The sequence below is a fragment of the Vibrio sp. 1557 genome, from assembly GCF_033340175.1.
Taxonomy (GTDB): domain Bacteria; phylum Pseudomonadota; class Gammaproteobacteria; order Enterobacterales; family Vibrionaceae; genus Vibrio; species Vibrio alginolyticus.
The window spans coordinates 373,042-388,519 of record NZ_JAWOVZ010000002.1 but is presented as its reverse complement, the minus strand read 5'-3'; the positions used below and the strand labels follow the sequence as shown (position 1 = coordinate 388,519).

The window sequence follows — 15,478 nt, the reverse complement described above, 5'->3', positions numbered from 1 at the left end:
ATAGAGCATCAATATAAACGCTACCGTGTCACTTTTTTATAGCACCTTTCTGGCCTACCTACCGACCCATAGTTTAAATCAGCCTCTAGTTCACCAGTACTGATAAGAAACTCAAGATAACGTCTAGCGGTTGTTCGGCTCACTCCGATTTTTTCACCTGCCTCATCAGCGGTCAGCACACTGCCATTTGGGAACAACTCTCTGATCTTGTCTAGGGTTACACCATCAATCCCTTTTGGTAATCGGTTCGGCAAGTTGTCTTGATTGGCGTGAGACTGCAGCATTTTATCAACGAGGTTCTGATCCAAACTCTCTACGATGTCTAGTTGTTGGCGTTGGGACACATACTTTTTCAGTGCGGCATCTAAACGTGGAAACATCACTGGTTTTAACAGGTAATCGACAACGCCACCCCTCATCGCCTGTTGTAACGTATCGACATCCCTTGCGGCTGTAATCAAAATGACATCACACGTTTGGTTACTTGCACGCAGTGTATTTAGTATCTCAAGCCCTGTGCCATCGGGAAGATAGACATCCATCAATAGTAAATCTGGCTTAAGAATGTCGAGTTGCATTTCTGCTTCCATTCTCGTGGTCGCAATTCCAACCACTTCCAAACCTGTCAGTTGGCTTAAGTATTTGTGGTGCAGCTCAGCAATAGCCAGATCATCTTCAATGATCATTACGCGAGTCGCCATACTCATATTTGTTCTTCCTTGGGTAAGTACACCGTTATTCTTGTCCCATAATTTGTATTGGGTATCATCTCAACATGGCCGTGATATCGAGTAGCAAGCTGATTGACAAGGTGTAACCCAACACCTCGATTTTGACGAGATTTCGTCGAAACGCCTTTTGTAAATAATGTTTGTGGATCCACTGTTTTTGGGAGGCCACAGCCATGATCTATCACCTCAAGTATCACTTCATTTCCGTAATCGCTAACGGACACATCAATGTTTCTGCGTTCTGACGCAACATTTGATTCATCGCGAATTGAAGTTAACGTGGCATCGAAAGCGTTATCAATCAAATTACCCAAAATTGTGACAAGGTCTTCCGAATTTAGCCACTCAGGTAGGGGCTCCAGACGACTGCCTTCCTCAACCACCAGTTGTAAGCCTAACTCGCGAGCACGTTCAGTTTTTCCAAGCAACATACCTGCAATTAGCGGGTCCTTAACGGTATCTCTTAAAAACTCAATCATTGCTTGATAGTGTGCGGTTTCTTGTCCAATTAACTTTTGCACCGCATCAAGCTCACCCATTTGTACTAGCCCACTAATGGTGTTGAGCTTATTTCGATGCTCATGGGTTTGCGAACGTAACAAATCTGCATATTCCTTGGTTTGTGATAGCTGCTCGGTTAGATCATTAATTTCATCCCTTAAACGGAAACTCGATACCGCCCCCACGATTTTTCCATCAACATAAATTGGAGAGCGATTTGCAATCAGGCGCTTATGATTAAGGAATATTTCAATATCATGATCTTCCTGCCCGCTTTCTAATACTGTATATAGATCGCTATCACGCAGCGTGTCAGTCAAAGGTTTATTGAGCGCTGATTCTCTATCAATACCGAGAATCTGGCAGGCACTACGATTTATCGAGCGAAGTATCCCTTGGGCATCAATGCTTAACACGCCCTCTTTGATGGTGCTCATCGTCACTTCTAATTCGCCGTACAACCGCCCTATCTCTTCAGGCTCAAAGCCTAAAATGGCGCGCTGAAACTTTCTCGACGCATAATTGGATACAATGGCATTAGCGACGACAACTACGATGACCATTAAAATCAAAAAGGCCAAAAATGGTTCGATGCGGTCTTGCAGTCGGTCGAGCAAATAGCCAACCGAAACCACACCAATGATGTTCCCTTGCTCGTCAAAAATCGCAGCTTTACCACGAACTGAATAACCTAACGAGCCCTGTGCCGTCGAAACATAAGACAATCCCCGTTCTAGCGCTCGACGATTGTCGCCACCTCTCATTGGCTTGCCCAACCGCTCATCAACAGGGTGGATTAAGCGTACTCCCTTATGGTCGCCAATAACGATGAATGCAGCACCTATGGCTTCGGTTAATTCTCGAAAGCGAAGTTGGTATGGCTGGGGGTTTTGGGTTTCGATCATTTCACGAACAACCGCTGAGTCCGCTAAAAAACGGGCAACACCCAGTGCTTTTTCTCCCATTTCTTGCTCTTGATTGATTTTGAGATAAGTGAACCCCGCGGCGACAAGCAATAACAGCTCTATCAACCCCGATAGCGTCATAATAATGAGCATCCGCTTACGAAAGCTGATGGTTTTCCAACTCATTGATACATCCTTGTGATTCACTCTTGAGCGTAACGTTAACACTCAGTTAACAGCATGACGTTGTCGCGGTGATAAATCTGTGAGGAAGGCAAACAAACCGCAGAGTTTACGGTTAATTAATCGACGAGCTGAAACATAAAATTACAACCATTCACCAAATTTAGCATTCCTCTCTGATACTCAATTCCATACATAAATTGCCCTTAAAATCATGATCGCGATCACATCGATTTTAGCGGTTTTTGAGGCGTTTTTAGACTTTACAACGTATAATTTTTAATCAACGAAACCAATGAGAGTTTCGGTTTGAAAGCAGTGAAGCTGGAAGTCTATTAAAAGCTCAACATTGACGTCAGTGGTTTGGACACAAATAAAACAAAATACAAATACTGACTATATGACAAACACTTAGACACCATCTGAAAACTGGAAAACTATAAACAGAGGTGCATTTATAGTTAGAAGGAACACCAAACATGGAACGCGATACCTTTGGAATATGCCTGAATAAGGCGATGCTGTCAGAGAATATGTATTCAACATTTACACACGTCAGGGCTTATGAAAAAAACGGAGGCGGTACTTCTGATCTCAAAGTCCTGTTATCGTTCCCTCAAATGAGTGGAAAAGATCTATTGAATACGATGCGAGGTTCTCGTCAGCTAGAGTGGAGAGCGGAGTTTCACTGTCCATATACGAAATAAATTTGTAACATCTCCCGCGCCCAGCACAAATATAACTGGGCGCATACTACTGCCCAATTTTCCCTCCTACTTAACACGCAGTTACGAATCCTTTATATTAGAGCTAATACTCTACGACAAAGCAGCCATTATGAAAAAAACAGGAAAGGTTTGGATACTGGGCTTACTTAGCAGCTCGATTTCCCTTGCCTGTCATGCGGCACCGATCACTTTTGATACCGCATGGCAGCTATTGCTAGAAAACAACTATTCTCTCAAAGCTCAACGCTCAAACGTCGAAAACTACCAATACCAAGAGAGTGCCACCAGCAATCTCAACTTACCTCAGGTTACTATTGGCGCGAATTACACGCGTTTAGATACCGATATCACGCTTTCGGGAAAACAGATCCTAGACAGCACAGGAGCACACATTAACGTACCTCCTGCTTTTCAGCCTATTTTTGGTGCCTTAGCTAATACCACTTCGACCATAACCGAGCGCGATATTTTCTCTTCGTCTATTCGTGCGATTTGGCCAATTTTTACTGGTGGTCGAATTTCTGCGGCTCAATCAGCAGCAGAAGGCAAAACGGATGAGGCGAAAAGTCAGCTTCTAATGGAACAACAAGCGCGTTTTGAAGATTTATCGAAGTACTACTTTTCTGTCGTACTGGCAAAGGAAGTACTCGCAACGCGGCAAGCGGTTGAAGCAGGGCTAAAAAAGCATCGAGATTTTGCCATTAAGCTTGAAGAGCAAGGACAAATCGCGCACGTTGAGCGCCTGCAAGCCGAGGCTTCTTTAGATAAAGCATCTGTAGAAACACGTAAAGCAGCCAGCGATTTGAGTATCGCTCAGGCTGCATTAGGTAAATTACTCGCACAAGATGATGCCGTAGAGCCCGCTGAATCTTTGTTTATCAACGACAGTCTTCCCCCTCTTACTGCTTTTGTCGATCAAACGTTGCTTACCTATCCGGGGTTAGAACTTCTGAGCGCTAAACACAAACAAGCCTCTAGCTTAATCAAAGCAGAAAAAGGGAAATACTACCCTGAAGTTTATCTTTACGGCGACTACAGCTTGTATGAAGACGATTCTCTCGCAAGCCAAATGAAGCCTGACTGGTTAGTTGGTGTTGGTGTCAGCATTCCACTGATTGAATCATCAGGGCGAAGCGAAAAAGTCAAAGCCGCTCAAAGCGTCGTCTCGCAGGTCGACTCATTAAAGTCCCAAGCCAAACAAGACTTATCGCTGTTAGTCCAAAAGACATACTTGGAGGCTCAGCAAGCCATTGATGAAGTACAAGGGCTCGCATCTAGCATTGAACTCGCTAACGAAAATCTGCGCTTGCGTGAAAAAGCATTTACTCAGGGTCTGTCGTCTTCTCTGGATGTTGTGGATGCACAACTTTATGTCGCGAGTATAGAAACACAACGTTCAGCGGCGCGTTTCCGCTATTTAATATCTTTAACCAAGCTACTCGCATTGAGCAGTGAAATGAACAGCTTCGAACAATATCAAAATACCGCTTATATCCCTGCTTCAACATCCAAAGAGGTGAAATAAATCATGGCAGCTAAATCACTAAAACCCGTTTTACTCTCACTTTGTGCTTTGGGTGTTGCCTCTTGGGTTGGGTATCAATTTTACCAAGCCTATCAACCAGAACCGATCCGCTTACAGGGATTAATTGAAGCCCAGCAATACAGCATTTCCTCAAAAGTCCCAGGGCGTATTGATGAGGTCATGGTACGTAAAGGCGACGATGTAGAGAAAGGTCAGCTTATTTTTACCCTTCATAGTCCTGAAATTGAAGCGAAGTTAGAACAAGCAAAAGCAGGTGAAAAAGCGGCGGACGCCTTAGCTCAAGAAGCTGAGAAAGGCGCACGTGAGCAACAAATCCAAGCAGCAAAAGATCAGTGGATGAAAGCCAAAGCCGCTGCGAATTTAATGGAAAAAACCTACAATCGTGTGAATAACCTTTATAACGATGGCGTGGTTGCAGAACAAAAACGCGATGAAGCTTTAACTCAGTGGCAAGCAGCGAAATACACAGAAAGTGCTGCGTTTCAAATGTACGAAATGGCAAAAGAAGGCGCTAGAAGTGAAACCAAAGTGGCTGCGGCGGAAAAAGCGCGCATGGCATCAGGTGCCGTAGCCGAAGTAGAAGCGTACGCGAAAGATACTCAGATCTACAGCTGGTTTGACGGCGAAGTCTCTCAAGTTCTACTTCAAAGTGGTGAATTAGCACCTCAGGGCTTCCCGGTTGTTACTGTGATAGATACAGAAGATGCCTGGGCGACACTTAATGTGCGTGAAGATTACCTTCAACACTTTAAAAAAGGAGCAACCTTTGATGCCTATTTGCCTGCCTTAAATAAAAATGTTGAGTTCAAAGTAACGCATGTTGCCGTTATGGGTAACTTTGCAACGTGGAGAGCAACCGATGCTTCTCAAGGTTTTGATCTTCGTACCTTTGAAGTAGAAGCTCGTCCAGCTCAACCCGAACCTGAACTGCGTATGGGAATGAGTGTTGTCGTTGAACTTTAATCACAACCACTAGGTTAATGCTATGACGATTAAGATTTCACAGCGGCATATCTTACGACGAGACAAGTGGTTGCTTTCGTGCCTTACTTGGATACCGATTTTGCTCGCGATGATGATTTGGGGAGTGTTCTCTGCGGGCATTGCCCGGGATCTGCCAATCGGTGTGGTTGATCTACAACATTCCCAACTTTCTCGAAAGCTCATTCAATCTTTGGATGCGTCGTCGAGTCTGGCTGTTAACTATCACTACACCAGTGCAAGCGAAGCAAAAAATGCGATGATTGAAGGCGATATCTACGCTTACGCGGTCATCCCATCTAAGTTCGACCAAGACATTCTCCAGCACCGCCAACCTCAACTTTCTGTCTTTTACAACAGTCAGTACATTTTGGTAGCGAAACTGATCAACTCTGCTGTTGCGCAAGCACAAGGCTATTTCGACGCTCAGGTTGAAGTAATGGGCAACTTGGCTAAGGGTAACACCACAACGTTAGCAGCGGCTGGACAGGCTGTACCCGTGTCAACACAAATAACCGCATTATTTAACCGTAACAATAACTACGCACAATTTTTGGTAACGGCTATCGTGCCAGCCATTTGGCAAATATGTATTGTAGTAAGCACTATTTTGATTCTTGCCGCGCACTTTCGCATTTATGGTGGAAAGAATGGCTTTGCATTTTTGGGCGAAAAGCCATACGCCAGGCTCACTACCTTATTAAGTCGGTACATTCCGGTCTTTATGGCGCAAGGTGCGTTGTTCTTGTACTGGTTTTATTCCGTGCTTGATTGGCCAATGGAAGGCAGTTTTGTGGTTATGCTATTAGCACAATTGGCGACGGTTATCGCCTGTATCATTATGGGAGCGTTGTTCTTCTTCTTGTCGATGGATCCTGCACGTGCGATGAGTTTTGCTGGCGCATTTACGGCTCCAAGCTTCGCGTTCATGGGAATTACATTCCCAGTTTCTGACATGAACACGCTCGCTTATGCATGGCGTTCATTATTGCCGATTACCCATTACATTGAAGTACAAGTGAGTCAAGCAAGCTATGGAGCATCGGCCGCGCAATCTTTAAGCTCGCTATGGCCTATGATTGGTTACGTTATGCCTCTGCTCATTACCGCAGCCTTGATGGGTAAACATCGAACAGCTTCATCAACACGCCAAGCGAAGGAGGCGGTATGACATTGTGGCAACTGATTAAAGCGGAACTTAAGGCCGTTCTAACCAATCCAGTCGTTACGTTGACCGTGTTTGGTGGTGTCGTATTTTACTCGTTTTTATACCCTTTGCCTTATGCACAACAAACGCCTCGTGAACAAACAATCGCGATTGTTAATCTAGATGGTAGTCAGACGAGTTTAAAGCTGGAACGTATGGTTGATGCCACCCCACAAGTCAACGTAGTCACTCGACTTCATACGATTGCCGATGCAAAGCAAGCATTTTTACAACGAGAGATCACCGGTTTTTTAGTCATACCAGAACACTTTTACAAAGACCTAATGCTAGGTAAAAGCCCGACTCTGGCCTACGCTGCGGACGCCTCGTATTTTCTCGTGTACGGAACCGTGGTAGAAGGATTGGCCCAAGCGGGAGGCACATTAGGGGCCCAAGTGAAAGTCAGTAAAATGGTGATAGATGGTGTGCCCATGAGTATGGCTAGCCATAATTACTCTGCTATTAAGCTTAATATGAAACCGACGTTCAACCCAACCATGGGTTACATCGAATACGTAGTGCCGGCAGTATTTGTTCTGATTTTACAACAAACGTTGATCATGGCGGTTGGATTGCAAACGGGAACACAGCGTCATGGTCGTGGCTATTGGTCACAAGTATCAACGGGATCGCTGCTGCTTGCGAGAACGTTAGTATTTGTGGCAATTTATTATTTACTCGGCGCCTATTATTTTGGTTTTAGCTTCGAACGCTTAAACGTAAACCATATCGCCAATGCGGGCGAATTGCTGGCTATGTTGTTCCCGTTCTTTTTAGGTTGTTGCGGACTAGGCTTCTGGCTAGGTTACTTATTACCTCGGCGTGAACTTGTCACCTTAGTCGTCTTAGTGAGCTCTATGCCGCTCATTTTCTTGGCTGGTTTTATTTGGCCGATTGAAGCCATACCTACTCCCTTACTATGGATTGCTGATTTAAGCCCAAGCACTTGGGCGATAAAAGCTTTCTTAGCGCTAAACCAAATGGGGGCAACCTGGCAACAAGTCGCTCTACATTGGACGGCACTTTGGGCACTCACTGTGCTTTGGGGTAGCGTTGCGTACTGGATTGCTAAGCGAAGTAACAAGCCAGTTGTAACAGAGAGCTTGGGGTGACAGCTGACATTTTCTATTACTATAAAAAAAGCCGGGTAACTAAACCCGGCTGAAAATCTGCGTCCTTGCAGCGGACATATGGTAAAAACACTTTTTGCTCTGGGCTTACCCATTGAGCGAGATTAGATTAAGCCAAAAAGTATGGATTCCATACTCTCATATAGAGGGTCATATCCTTCCAATAGACATTAGTCTTCGCTAGAAAGATAACGTTTTTCAGACACAAAAAAACAAGACTCACATTGAGTCTTGTTGTTGATAGGGATGAGCAGGATACATGTCGCCGCTAAGTCATATCACGGATTATTTTCTCTCGGTATTCTGTAACGACCTTCATGATTGAATTTTTTACATCACCGACTTGCTTAGAGGGTTGGCACCATAGGCCAAAACCAAACTTAAAACCTTCCAATAATTCAGAAGCTTCCACTGGCTCTATATGATTATTAGAAAACTCCGAATGGGCAAACGTTCTGGGGAGAATCGCCCATCCTAAACCTGCTTCAACCATTTTCACTACAAGGGCCAATTGGTCGACCTCTTCATGGTTCGAACTTACGATGACTTTTTCGCCCATTCCCTCTTCAATAAGAGACCGCAGTACAAATTGTTTACTATTCCTCAAGGCTGTCAATACTCGATCTGGTGCCATAGAAGCGAGTTCACCACCTTTCTGGACGAAAGGAACAAATTCAAAATGACCTAAAAACGTCGCATCCAGACTATGTATTGCTCGACTATCATGCACATTGACAATACCGAATTGATAATCACCATTCTGTAAACCCTCTTTAATTTCGTTGCGATTACGAACAAGAAAGTTAACTCGCATCATCGGAAAATCTGCTGCTAATTGAATACGAAGCAATACAAGAAAACGGTGTGGTATAGCGCTTGAATAGGCGATACTAACATTCTCTAACCCACCGTAAGCTAGACTTAATGCGACTTTATCGAAAGTACGTGCTTGTTCGATGGTTTGCTTAGCATAGTGGTAAAGAAGATGACCATCTTCTGTCGGTTCTACCGAGCGCCCCACTCGCTCAAACAGGTTGACCGCCAGTTGGTCTTCAAGATTGGTAATCACCTGCCCTATTGTGGTTCGGTGCTTATTGAGTTTGACCGCCGCCTTACTAAACGAAAGCTGTTCATAAACGGTTACGAACGCGAGAAGTTGTTCAAAACTAAAATTCATAGGTTGTGCTTACTTTTTAGAGTTATCTAATTAAATTACCACAAGATCGTAGAATTGCTACTTGGTAACGGAAACAATCTGCGTTTGAATTCCTTCTCGACGACACAAAAAAACCTACTAGCTTCAGTAGGTTTTCTCTAACTTAGTTGTACTCAACGACACGAGCTAAATAGTTGAATTCTCCTGAGTCACCATGGTAATCGCGGTAGACATCGACACTGAAATATTTAGGTTGATCAGCGTAAATGTGGTCAACGACTTTTTGCTCAAGTGACTCCAACGTTTCACCGACCTGAGAGTACACGAACTGCTTGTTCACTTTTTCCAATTTACGTTTTTTCGCTTCTTTGTGTGACACATAGTTGTTGATCTCTTCCCACTTTCCCACGAACTCGACCGCCACGTAACTCGAGTTCTCGTCAATCATGATAAAGGCTGCACCTTCTTCTTTGATTGCAGACAGTTGCTGCATATCACTATCCACTTTTTGCTGGTCAAGATGGGCTCCACTTTGGGCGAATGCAGTCGCGGAAGCGGTAAGTATCATGAGTGTAAGAACGGCTTTTTTCATTGTATCGTTTTCCTGTATTAAGGGAGTTCAGTTACCCAAAGTTGCCCTTGGGTGGCTTTTTTGAATCCATATTCGTAAATCGTCAGCAAGTAGCGGTGATCGAACATATCTTTCGTTACTTTGGCGTACCTGAAATCTTGATCAATGTAGGTAAACTGCATCTCGATATCGTTGATTTCACTGATGTATTTCATTCGATAGAGATCACCACGAGTTTGCGCTAGCGTAAGGCTTGAGACACTTTTCGATACCAAGTCCAAACCTTTGTCTTTTAGTGGACGATACGGCGCTTTTAACGCACCATTGCGAATCACATCCAACTGAGGCGCTTTTTCTAACCCCAAAGCATCTGAGATTTGTTGATAGTTGAAGTTAGACGGATTAAAGAACACCTGCGCTGCGAGACCGCCATCTACGTGTAACTCCTCAAGTGTTTCTCCATCATGTTCAACATCGATAAATTGTGGAGGGAAAACACCAGGGATCGATGCGCTCGCAGCAAGCACCTTGTAAATAAGTTCAGATTTGTCCGCTAAATCACTGTTCGCAATCGCACCAATATTCCAAATCACCAGTTCGCCTGAATCAAAATGGGTACTGCCAATAAAGAGGCGTTTACCATTGCGGTGTTGCTGCGCCATCGCCTCGATCATGGGCTCAGGGTAAGCGTCTGCGATGAAATCATAGAGGTTCTCACCATCGGTAAACGCGTCCTTAAACAGGGTATTTAAGAAGTTCTTCTTACCCAAAATATTCTTATCATTGATGTTGAGCATGACTTCTTTCATCTTTGGCATCGCATCACCGCCAATGAAAACAAAAGGAGCGATTAGGGCACCCGCACTGACTCCAGTAATGATGGCATAATCTTTTAGCTCCCCCTTTTCCTGTAGCCCCATCAAAACGCCGGCCCCGTATGCACCGTTTACGCCACCACCCGATAAGGCCAAAATATTGAGCTGTTCACCCTCTACTTTGATCGGTGTGGTTTGATTGTGCGCTGAGTAGAGAAAATCCGGCGCTTCATTGGCCCACATTCGAAGTGGCTCATTTGGTGTCGAACTCGCGATCTCGACATCTTTATAGTTGCTTTGAGAAACACGAACATCCAGCGTATGAGGTGAACTACAAGCTACTATCAGCAGCGAAAGTGCAACCGTCACACCAGAGGAAATTAAACGATTCATAATCAGTCTCATTTAATGTTCTCTGGCGTATGACCAGAGACTCAGTTTGAAGTTAATTGGGTCAAAATGAAGTCCGTTTCGTTGTTTGGAGTTACTATAGCTAGGCACGGCTAAACCCCATAATCGCGATTGTAGGATGCTATCCATCAAAGCAATTATGCCAAGTTTCTATATGCTAACTTTACGCTTCTCCGTTAATTAGGTACTGCGCTAAGCAATTTTCACGACGTTGAACTCATGCGTCGGTTCGACAAATTCGTATTGGGCATTGATCGTCTGTAGCTCCCATGTGCCATAGCCTTTTGTGATCTCCAATACACCGTAAACGGCGTTATGTGTATGACGAAAGGCTGCGACAGGAGACATCTTCTTCACCAAACAAGAGGTGAAAATCGCAGAAATTAAATCACCGACTCCGACTGGCTGCATAGCAAATTCAACACTAGGTCGTTGGGCCAAATAGCTTGCTTTCGGCGTCGCTAAAATCATACTGAAGGCGTCATCTGTTAGTGCATGCAGGTGTTTCACCAATACCATTTTCGGTCCTAACTCTAAGGCTTTTTTACATGCAGTGACCGCATCATAAAGAGAGTTAATTTTCACACCTGTTAACTCGCTCAGTTCAAACTGGTTAGGAACAATCACATCAGCGATGGGCAACAAGCTATGGCTTATCGCTTCTTTGACACCGTCTGCCACAATGCAACCTTTGTCTGGATCACCCATAACTGGGTCACACACATACAGTGCACTATGGTTACGCGATTTGACTAAACTTACCGCTTCGGCCACCGCTCGACATTGCTCTGCGCTGCCTTGATAACCGGACAGTATCGCGCCACATTCGCCTAACTTCTCAATGTTATCTAAGCCTCTCATTAGAGAATGAATTTCATCTGCCCCAAACTTCTGTCCAGTCCAACCTTGCTGGTACTGAGTGTGATTTGAAAACTGAACCGTGTGAATTGGCCAGACTTCGAGGCCCATTCTCTGCATCGGGAAGACGGCAGAACTGTTTCCTGCGTGGCCATAAACCACATGAGATTGAATAGAAATAATGCTTTTCATAAGTCACTCTTAATTGAGAAGTTTGTTAGCTTGGCGACTAAATAAACACAATATCGCGCACTGTGCTTATTTGGTCGGAATAGCCTCGACAACGCCGAGGCTTATTCTTAATCAGGCTGGATTAATTAGCCTTGGAACTCAGCGAAGTACTCATCCAACACTTTGCGCGTTGCACGACCGATAAGCTCGTATTCGTGATGAGTAAGGTTTGCTAACGAAACTCGAACTGATGCGTGTACTACATCGAAGCCTTGGCCTGGAAGTAGGATAACGCCGGTTTCATGTGCAAGACGGAACAGGAAGTCTTTGCCCTTCTCGCTCGCTTTGAACCATTCAACGAAGGCTGGTCCGTACAATTTGCCGCCCAAAGTGTCGAGCTCAAGCAGTGTGTAGTAGTCCACACGATCTTTGTTTTCTTCAATTTCTACACCCATGTTTTTGTACAGAGTTTTGTAACGCTCGCGAATGATGCGTTTACATGCTTCTTTGTAGTTTTTCTCTGAGTCCATCAGACAATTCAATGAGAACAGCGCCATTTGAACTTGTTGAGGAAGAGACAAACCTGCTGTGTGGTTAAGCGCTACGCTGCGGCTGTCTGCTACGATACGGTCAATAAACTTAATCTCACGAGGTTCCGGAGTCAGTGTTTTGTAACGATCGTCCAACTCAAGTTGACGCGCTTCAGGAAGGCTGCGCATTGCATCGTCAAACACGTTGTTGTGTTGAATCGCAATCGAGCCTAAACGCCAGCCTGTTGCACCGAAGTACTTCGAGAACGAGTAAACACAAAGCGTGTTGTATGGCAGTTTCGCGAACAGTGAGACAAAGTCGTCCGCAAATGTGCCGTATACATCGTCAGTCACAATGAACAGGTCGCTACGTTCGTTGTTCACAAAATTTGATAGGTTATCCAGAGTCTCATCCGAGAACTTCACAGACGCTGGGTTTGCCGGGTTAACAACACAAAGCAGTTTGATGCCTGTATCTGCAAGCTTTTCGATTTCAGACATCGGCAGTTGCCATGTTGTCTCATCCAGACGTAGTTCAACGATTTCCAGTTCGTATTCACTCAGTTCTGGAATCTCTAGGTAAGGCGTAAAGATTGGAGTGATTAGCGCAACCTTGTCACCTTTCTTCAATAGACCGTTGTTGAACATAGTTTGGAAGGTGTACGTCATAGACGCCGTACCGCCTTCCGTTGCAAACAGATCGAAGTCTGTTGTCATTGGCATTGGGCCGTACATCTCTTCTGCAATGTATTGCTTCACAACGGTTTCGATGTTCGTCAACATACGTGGTGGCACTGGGTAGTTACATGCAAGGTATGCGTTAACCAGTTCATTCAAGAATGCTTGTTTCTCTAGACCCAAACGGTCTTTTGCGTAGCTCAGCGACTTTTCCAAGAACTGTACGCCTTGGTCTTGTTTATTCTTGCTTGCAAACGTATCGAAGCGTTCAACAATGCCCACACCATCTGGAATGCCACCGAAACCACCATCTAGGTATGAATAAGTGCGCTCGGCTTCCAATATTGCGAACTCACCCAAACGAATGAACGCTTTACGTGGTAGTGTCGCAAGAAAATTAGGATTACCACGACCTGCATCTAATAACGCGCGGTCAGGAACAGTTTGTGCCACTTCAATTAGTTTATCTTTTAATTCAAATGGGCTTAAATCTGCAAATTTTGAAAAATCAATTGTTGTGTTTTGCGTAGTCATAATATTTACCTGAATCTATTATTTAGTAAAATTTGGATAATACTTCCCCTACCGCCTATTTAATTAGGCGATAAGCGTGTTCGAATTTATTTAAATTACATGCCTGCGTTTAAAGTAATAATGCCGACAATAATTGGACCCCATAGGGTAAGCAGGACATTGGCGACTGCATAAGTCACAGTGAATGAGAATACTGGCGTTGCGTTACCTGTTTTTTCCATTAAAGCCGCGAATGCTGGGTTCGCACTTCGTCCACCTGTCACACAGCCAAGTGCTTCAACCGGGTTCTTAATCTTCAATACAAAATATGAGAAGAAGAACGAAATAATCTGAGGGATAATCGTTACACCCATGCCAAGGAACAACAGAGACATACCGTGTTCTTTGATGGTGTCGACCGCTTGAGGCCCAGCCTCAAGGCCAACAATGCCTACAAATGCTGCCAAACCGAAATCTCGAATAAAGTTCGCGGCACCCACAGGAAACTGAGCAACATGCGGATTGCGGCTACGCAACCAACCGACGATCAAACCTGAGATCAAACAACCTGCACCAGAACCGATAGTGACGGGAATACCAGCAATCTTAAAACTGATTAGACCAATTAATAGGCCCACCACCATGCCCATACCAAGCACGATTAAGTCAGTCACGTTTGCTGAGCCCATTCGCTGACCAATGTTTTTCTCAACGCGATTGATATCTTTTGCGGTACCTGTAAGCTGGATGACGTCGTTTTTCTTCACCACAAGATCCGGCGTCATTTCAATTGAGTTGCCTTCACGAATATAGTCTGTCACATAAATACCGCGCATAGAGCCTTGGTTCGAAGCCTCTTTAATCTCTTGCAGCGACTTACCAATCAGTTTGCGGTTGTCTGCGATCAGTTGACGGTTTTCTTCAATAACTTCATAGCCTTCTGGAAGTGCAATCTCGTTGTCAGCCAAACCATCTTGCAGCTTATGTACCGCATTACGACGACCAGTTACAACAATGACATCCCCTTCTTTCAGTGCTGTGAATTTGTCCACTTCTAGCACTTTGCCATCACGTTGAATCAATTCAATACAAGCAGCTAGAGCGTGTTGGTTTAACTGAGCTAAGGTTTTGCCTGCTAGCCCACCATCTTTGCTCACTTTAAATGCTCGTGTAACCAGCGCTGTGATAGCGTTGAACTCACCCGGCGCTAAATCACGCTTACCATTTGAATTTTTCTCTTCTAGCGCAATCGCTTCTGCTCGGATATCCCACTTCATCAGTGTTGGGAATACCCATGTCACCATCAGAATTGGACCAAGCGAACCAAAGATGTACGTAACCGCGTAGCCTACTGCGACGTTGGTCTGCATTAGGTGCTTCGCTTCTTCTGTCACACCACCAAGACGTGCGATCGCATCACCCGCTGTACCGATGATTGCCGATTGAGTCAAACCACCAGCTGCAAGGCCTGCTGCCGTACCTCTGTCTAGATCAAACATCCAAGCTGCTGCTAGTACACAAAGCAGGCCAGAAACCGTCATCACTACAGCAGAAAGTAGAATGTTGATGGTTCTAAAGTTCAATGCTTTAAAGAACTGCGCACCACCTTGATACCCTACTGCGTAAATAAAGAGCGCAAAGAAAATGCTTTTTACGCCGGGATCAATATGAACACCAAATTGCCCAATAATTACACCCATTAATAATGTTCCCGCAACACCGCCAAGAACAAATCGACCAATGGTAATTTTACCTACCATATAACCGAGAGAGAGCGTAATAAAGAGAGCAACAAATGGTGCCATGTCAAAAAGGTTAGAAATAATTTCCATGACAATTTTACTCTTACTAATAAATATAAAA

The 15,478-nt window shown here is 44.5% G+C and carries 13 protein-coding genes; 5 read left to right on the top strand and 8 right to left on the bottom strand.

The window, feature by feature from the left end; genetic code table 11:
* Positions 1–20 precede the first annotated feature (20 nt).
* Both R7070_RS05170 and R7070_RS05165 read right to left on the bottom strand, forming a co-directional pair.
* On the bottom strand, positions 21–707 hold the full coding sequence (locus tag R7070_RS05170) for a response regulator (RefSeq protein WP_167415241.1): 687 nt from the start codon (positions 705–707) through the stop codon (positions 21–23).
* Positions 704–2,323: a sensor histidine kinase gene (locus tag R7070_RS05165; RefSeq protein ID WP_170890282.1), complete on the bottom strand. Its 1,620-nt coding sequence runs from the start codon at positions 2,321–2,323 to the stop codon at positions 704–706. Before R7070_RS05165 ends, R7070_RS05170 begins: the two co-directional genes overlap by 4 nt.
* A gap of 476 nt (positions 2,324–2,799) precedes the next feature.
* On the opposite strand from R7070_RS05165, the gene R7070_RS05160 reads away from it, so the two are divergent.
* From R7070_RS05160 to R7070_RS05140, 5 genes are all read left to right on the top strand, one after another.
* Positions 2,800–3,027, top strand: a complete 228-nt coding sequence (locus R7070_RS05160; RefSeq protein WP_005377125.1) for a hypothetical protein — start codon at positions 2,800–2,802, stop codon at positions 3,025–3,027.
* A 130-nt stretch (positions 3,028–3,157) separates the two neighbouring features.
* Positions 3,158–4,573, top strand: a complete 1,416-nt coding sequence (locus R7070_RS05155; protein WP_104975368.1) for a TolC family protein — start codon at positions 3,158–3,160, stop codon at positions 4,571–4,573.
* A 3-nt stretch (positions 4,574–4,576) separates the two neighbouring features.
* Positions 4,577–5,557: an HlyD family secretion protein gene (locus R7070_RS05150; protein WP_054575051.1), complete on the top strand. Its 981-nt coding sequence runs from the start codon at positions 4,577–4,579 to the stop codon at positions 5,555–5,557.
* A gap of 22 nt (positions 5,558–5,579) precedes the next feature.
* A complete protein-coding gene (locus R7070_RS05145) occupies positions 5,580–6,746 on the top strand; it encodes an ABC transporter permease (protein WP_017821358.1) in 1,167 nt (388 codons plus the stop codon).
* Positions 6,743–7,894 carry an ABC transporter permease gene (locus R7070_RS05140; protein ID WP_017634568.1) on the top strand — a complete coding sequence of 384 codons (1,152 nt, stop codon included), beginning with the start codon at positions 6,743–6,745 and terminating at the stop codon, positions 7,892–7,894. The genes R7070_RS05145 and R7070_RS05140 overlap by 4 nt, the downstream gene beginning before the upstream one ends.
* A 286-nt stretch (positions 7,895–8,180) precedes the next feature.
* On the opposite strand, the gene R7070_RS05135 is transcribed toward R7070_RS05140, so the two are convergent.
* From R7070_RS05135 to aspT, 6 genes are all read right to left on the bottom strand, one after another.
* Positions 8,181–9,089, bottom strand: coding sequence for a LysR family transcriptional regulator (locus R7070_RS05135; protein ID WP_017634569.1), 909 nt, complete (start codon positions 9,087–9,089; stop codon positions 8,181–8,183).
* Between the two features lie 142 nt (positions 9,090–9,231).
* Positions 9,232–9,660 carry a hypothetical protein gene (locus R7070_RS05130; protein WP_025768103.1) on the bottom strand — a complete coding sequence of 143 codons (429 nt, stop codon included), beginning with the start codon at positions 9,658–9,660 and terminating at the stop codon, positions 9,232–9,234.
* Between the two features lie 17 nt (positions 9,661–9,677).
* Positions 9,678–10,847, bottom strand: a complete 1,170-nt coding sequence (locus tag R7070_RS05125) for a patatin-like phospholipase family protein (protein WP_017634571.1) — start codon at positions 10,845–10,847, stop codon at positions 9,678–9,680.
* Positions 10,848–11,057: 210 nt separating this feature from the next.
* Complete coding sequence (gene pdxY / locus R7070_RS05120; RefSeq protein WP_033906186.1) at positions 11,058–11,915, bottom strand: pyridoxal kinase PdxY; 858 nt, start codon at positions 11,913–11,915, stop codon at positions 11,058–11,060.
* A 125-nt stretch (positions 11,916–12,040) separates the two neighbouring features.
* A complete protein-coding gene (locus R7070_RS05115) occupies positions 12,041–13,636 on the bottom strand; it encodes a bifunctional aspartate transaminase/aspartate 4-decarboxylase (protein WP_203345990.1) in 1,596 nt (531 codons plus the stop codon).
* A gap of 95 nt (positions 13,637–13,731) precedes the next feature.
* Positions 13,732–15,447, bottom strand: a complete 1,716-nt coding sequence (aspT, locus tag R7070_RS05110) for an aspartate-alanine antiporter (RefSeq protein WP_005377107.1) — start codon at positions 15,445–15,447, stop codon at positions 13,732–13,734.
* Between the last annotated feature and the right edge of the window lie 31 nt (positions 15,448–15,478).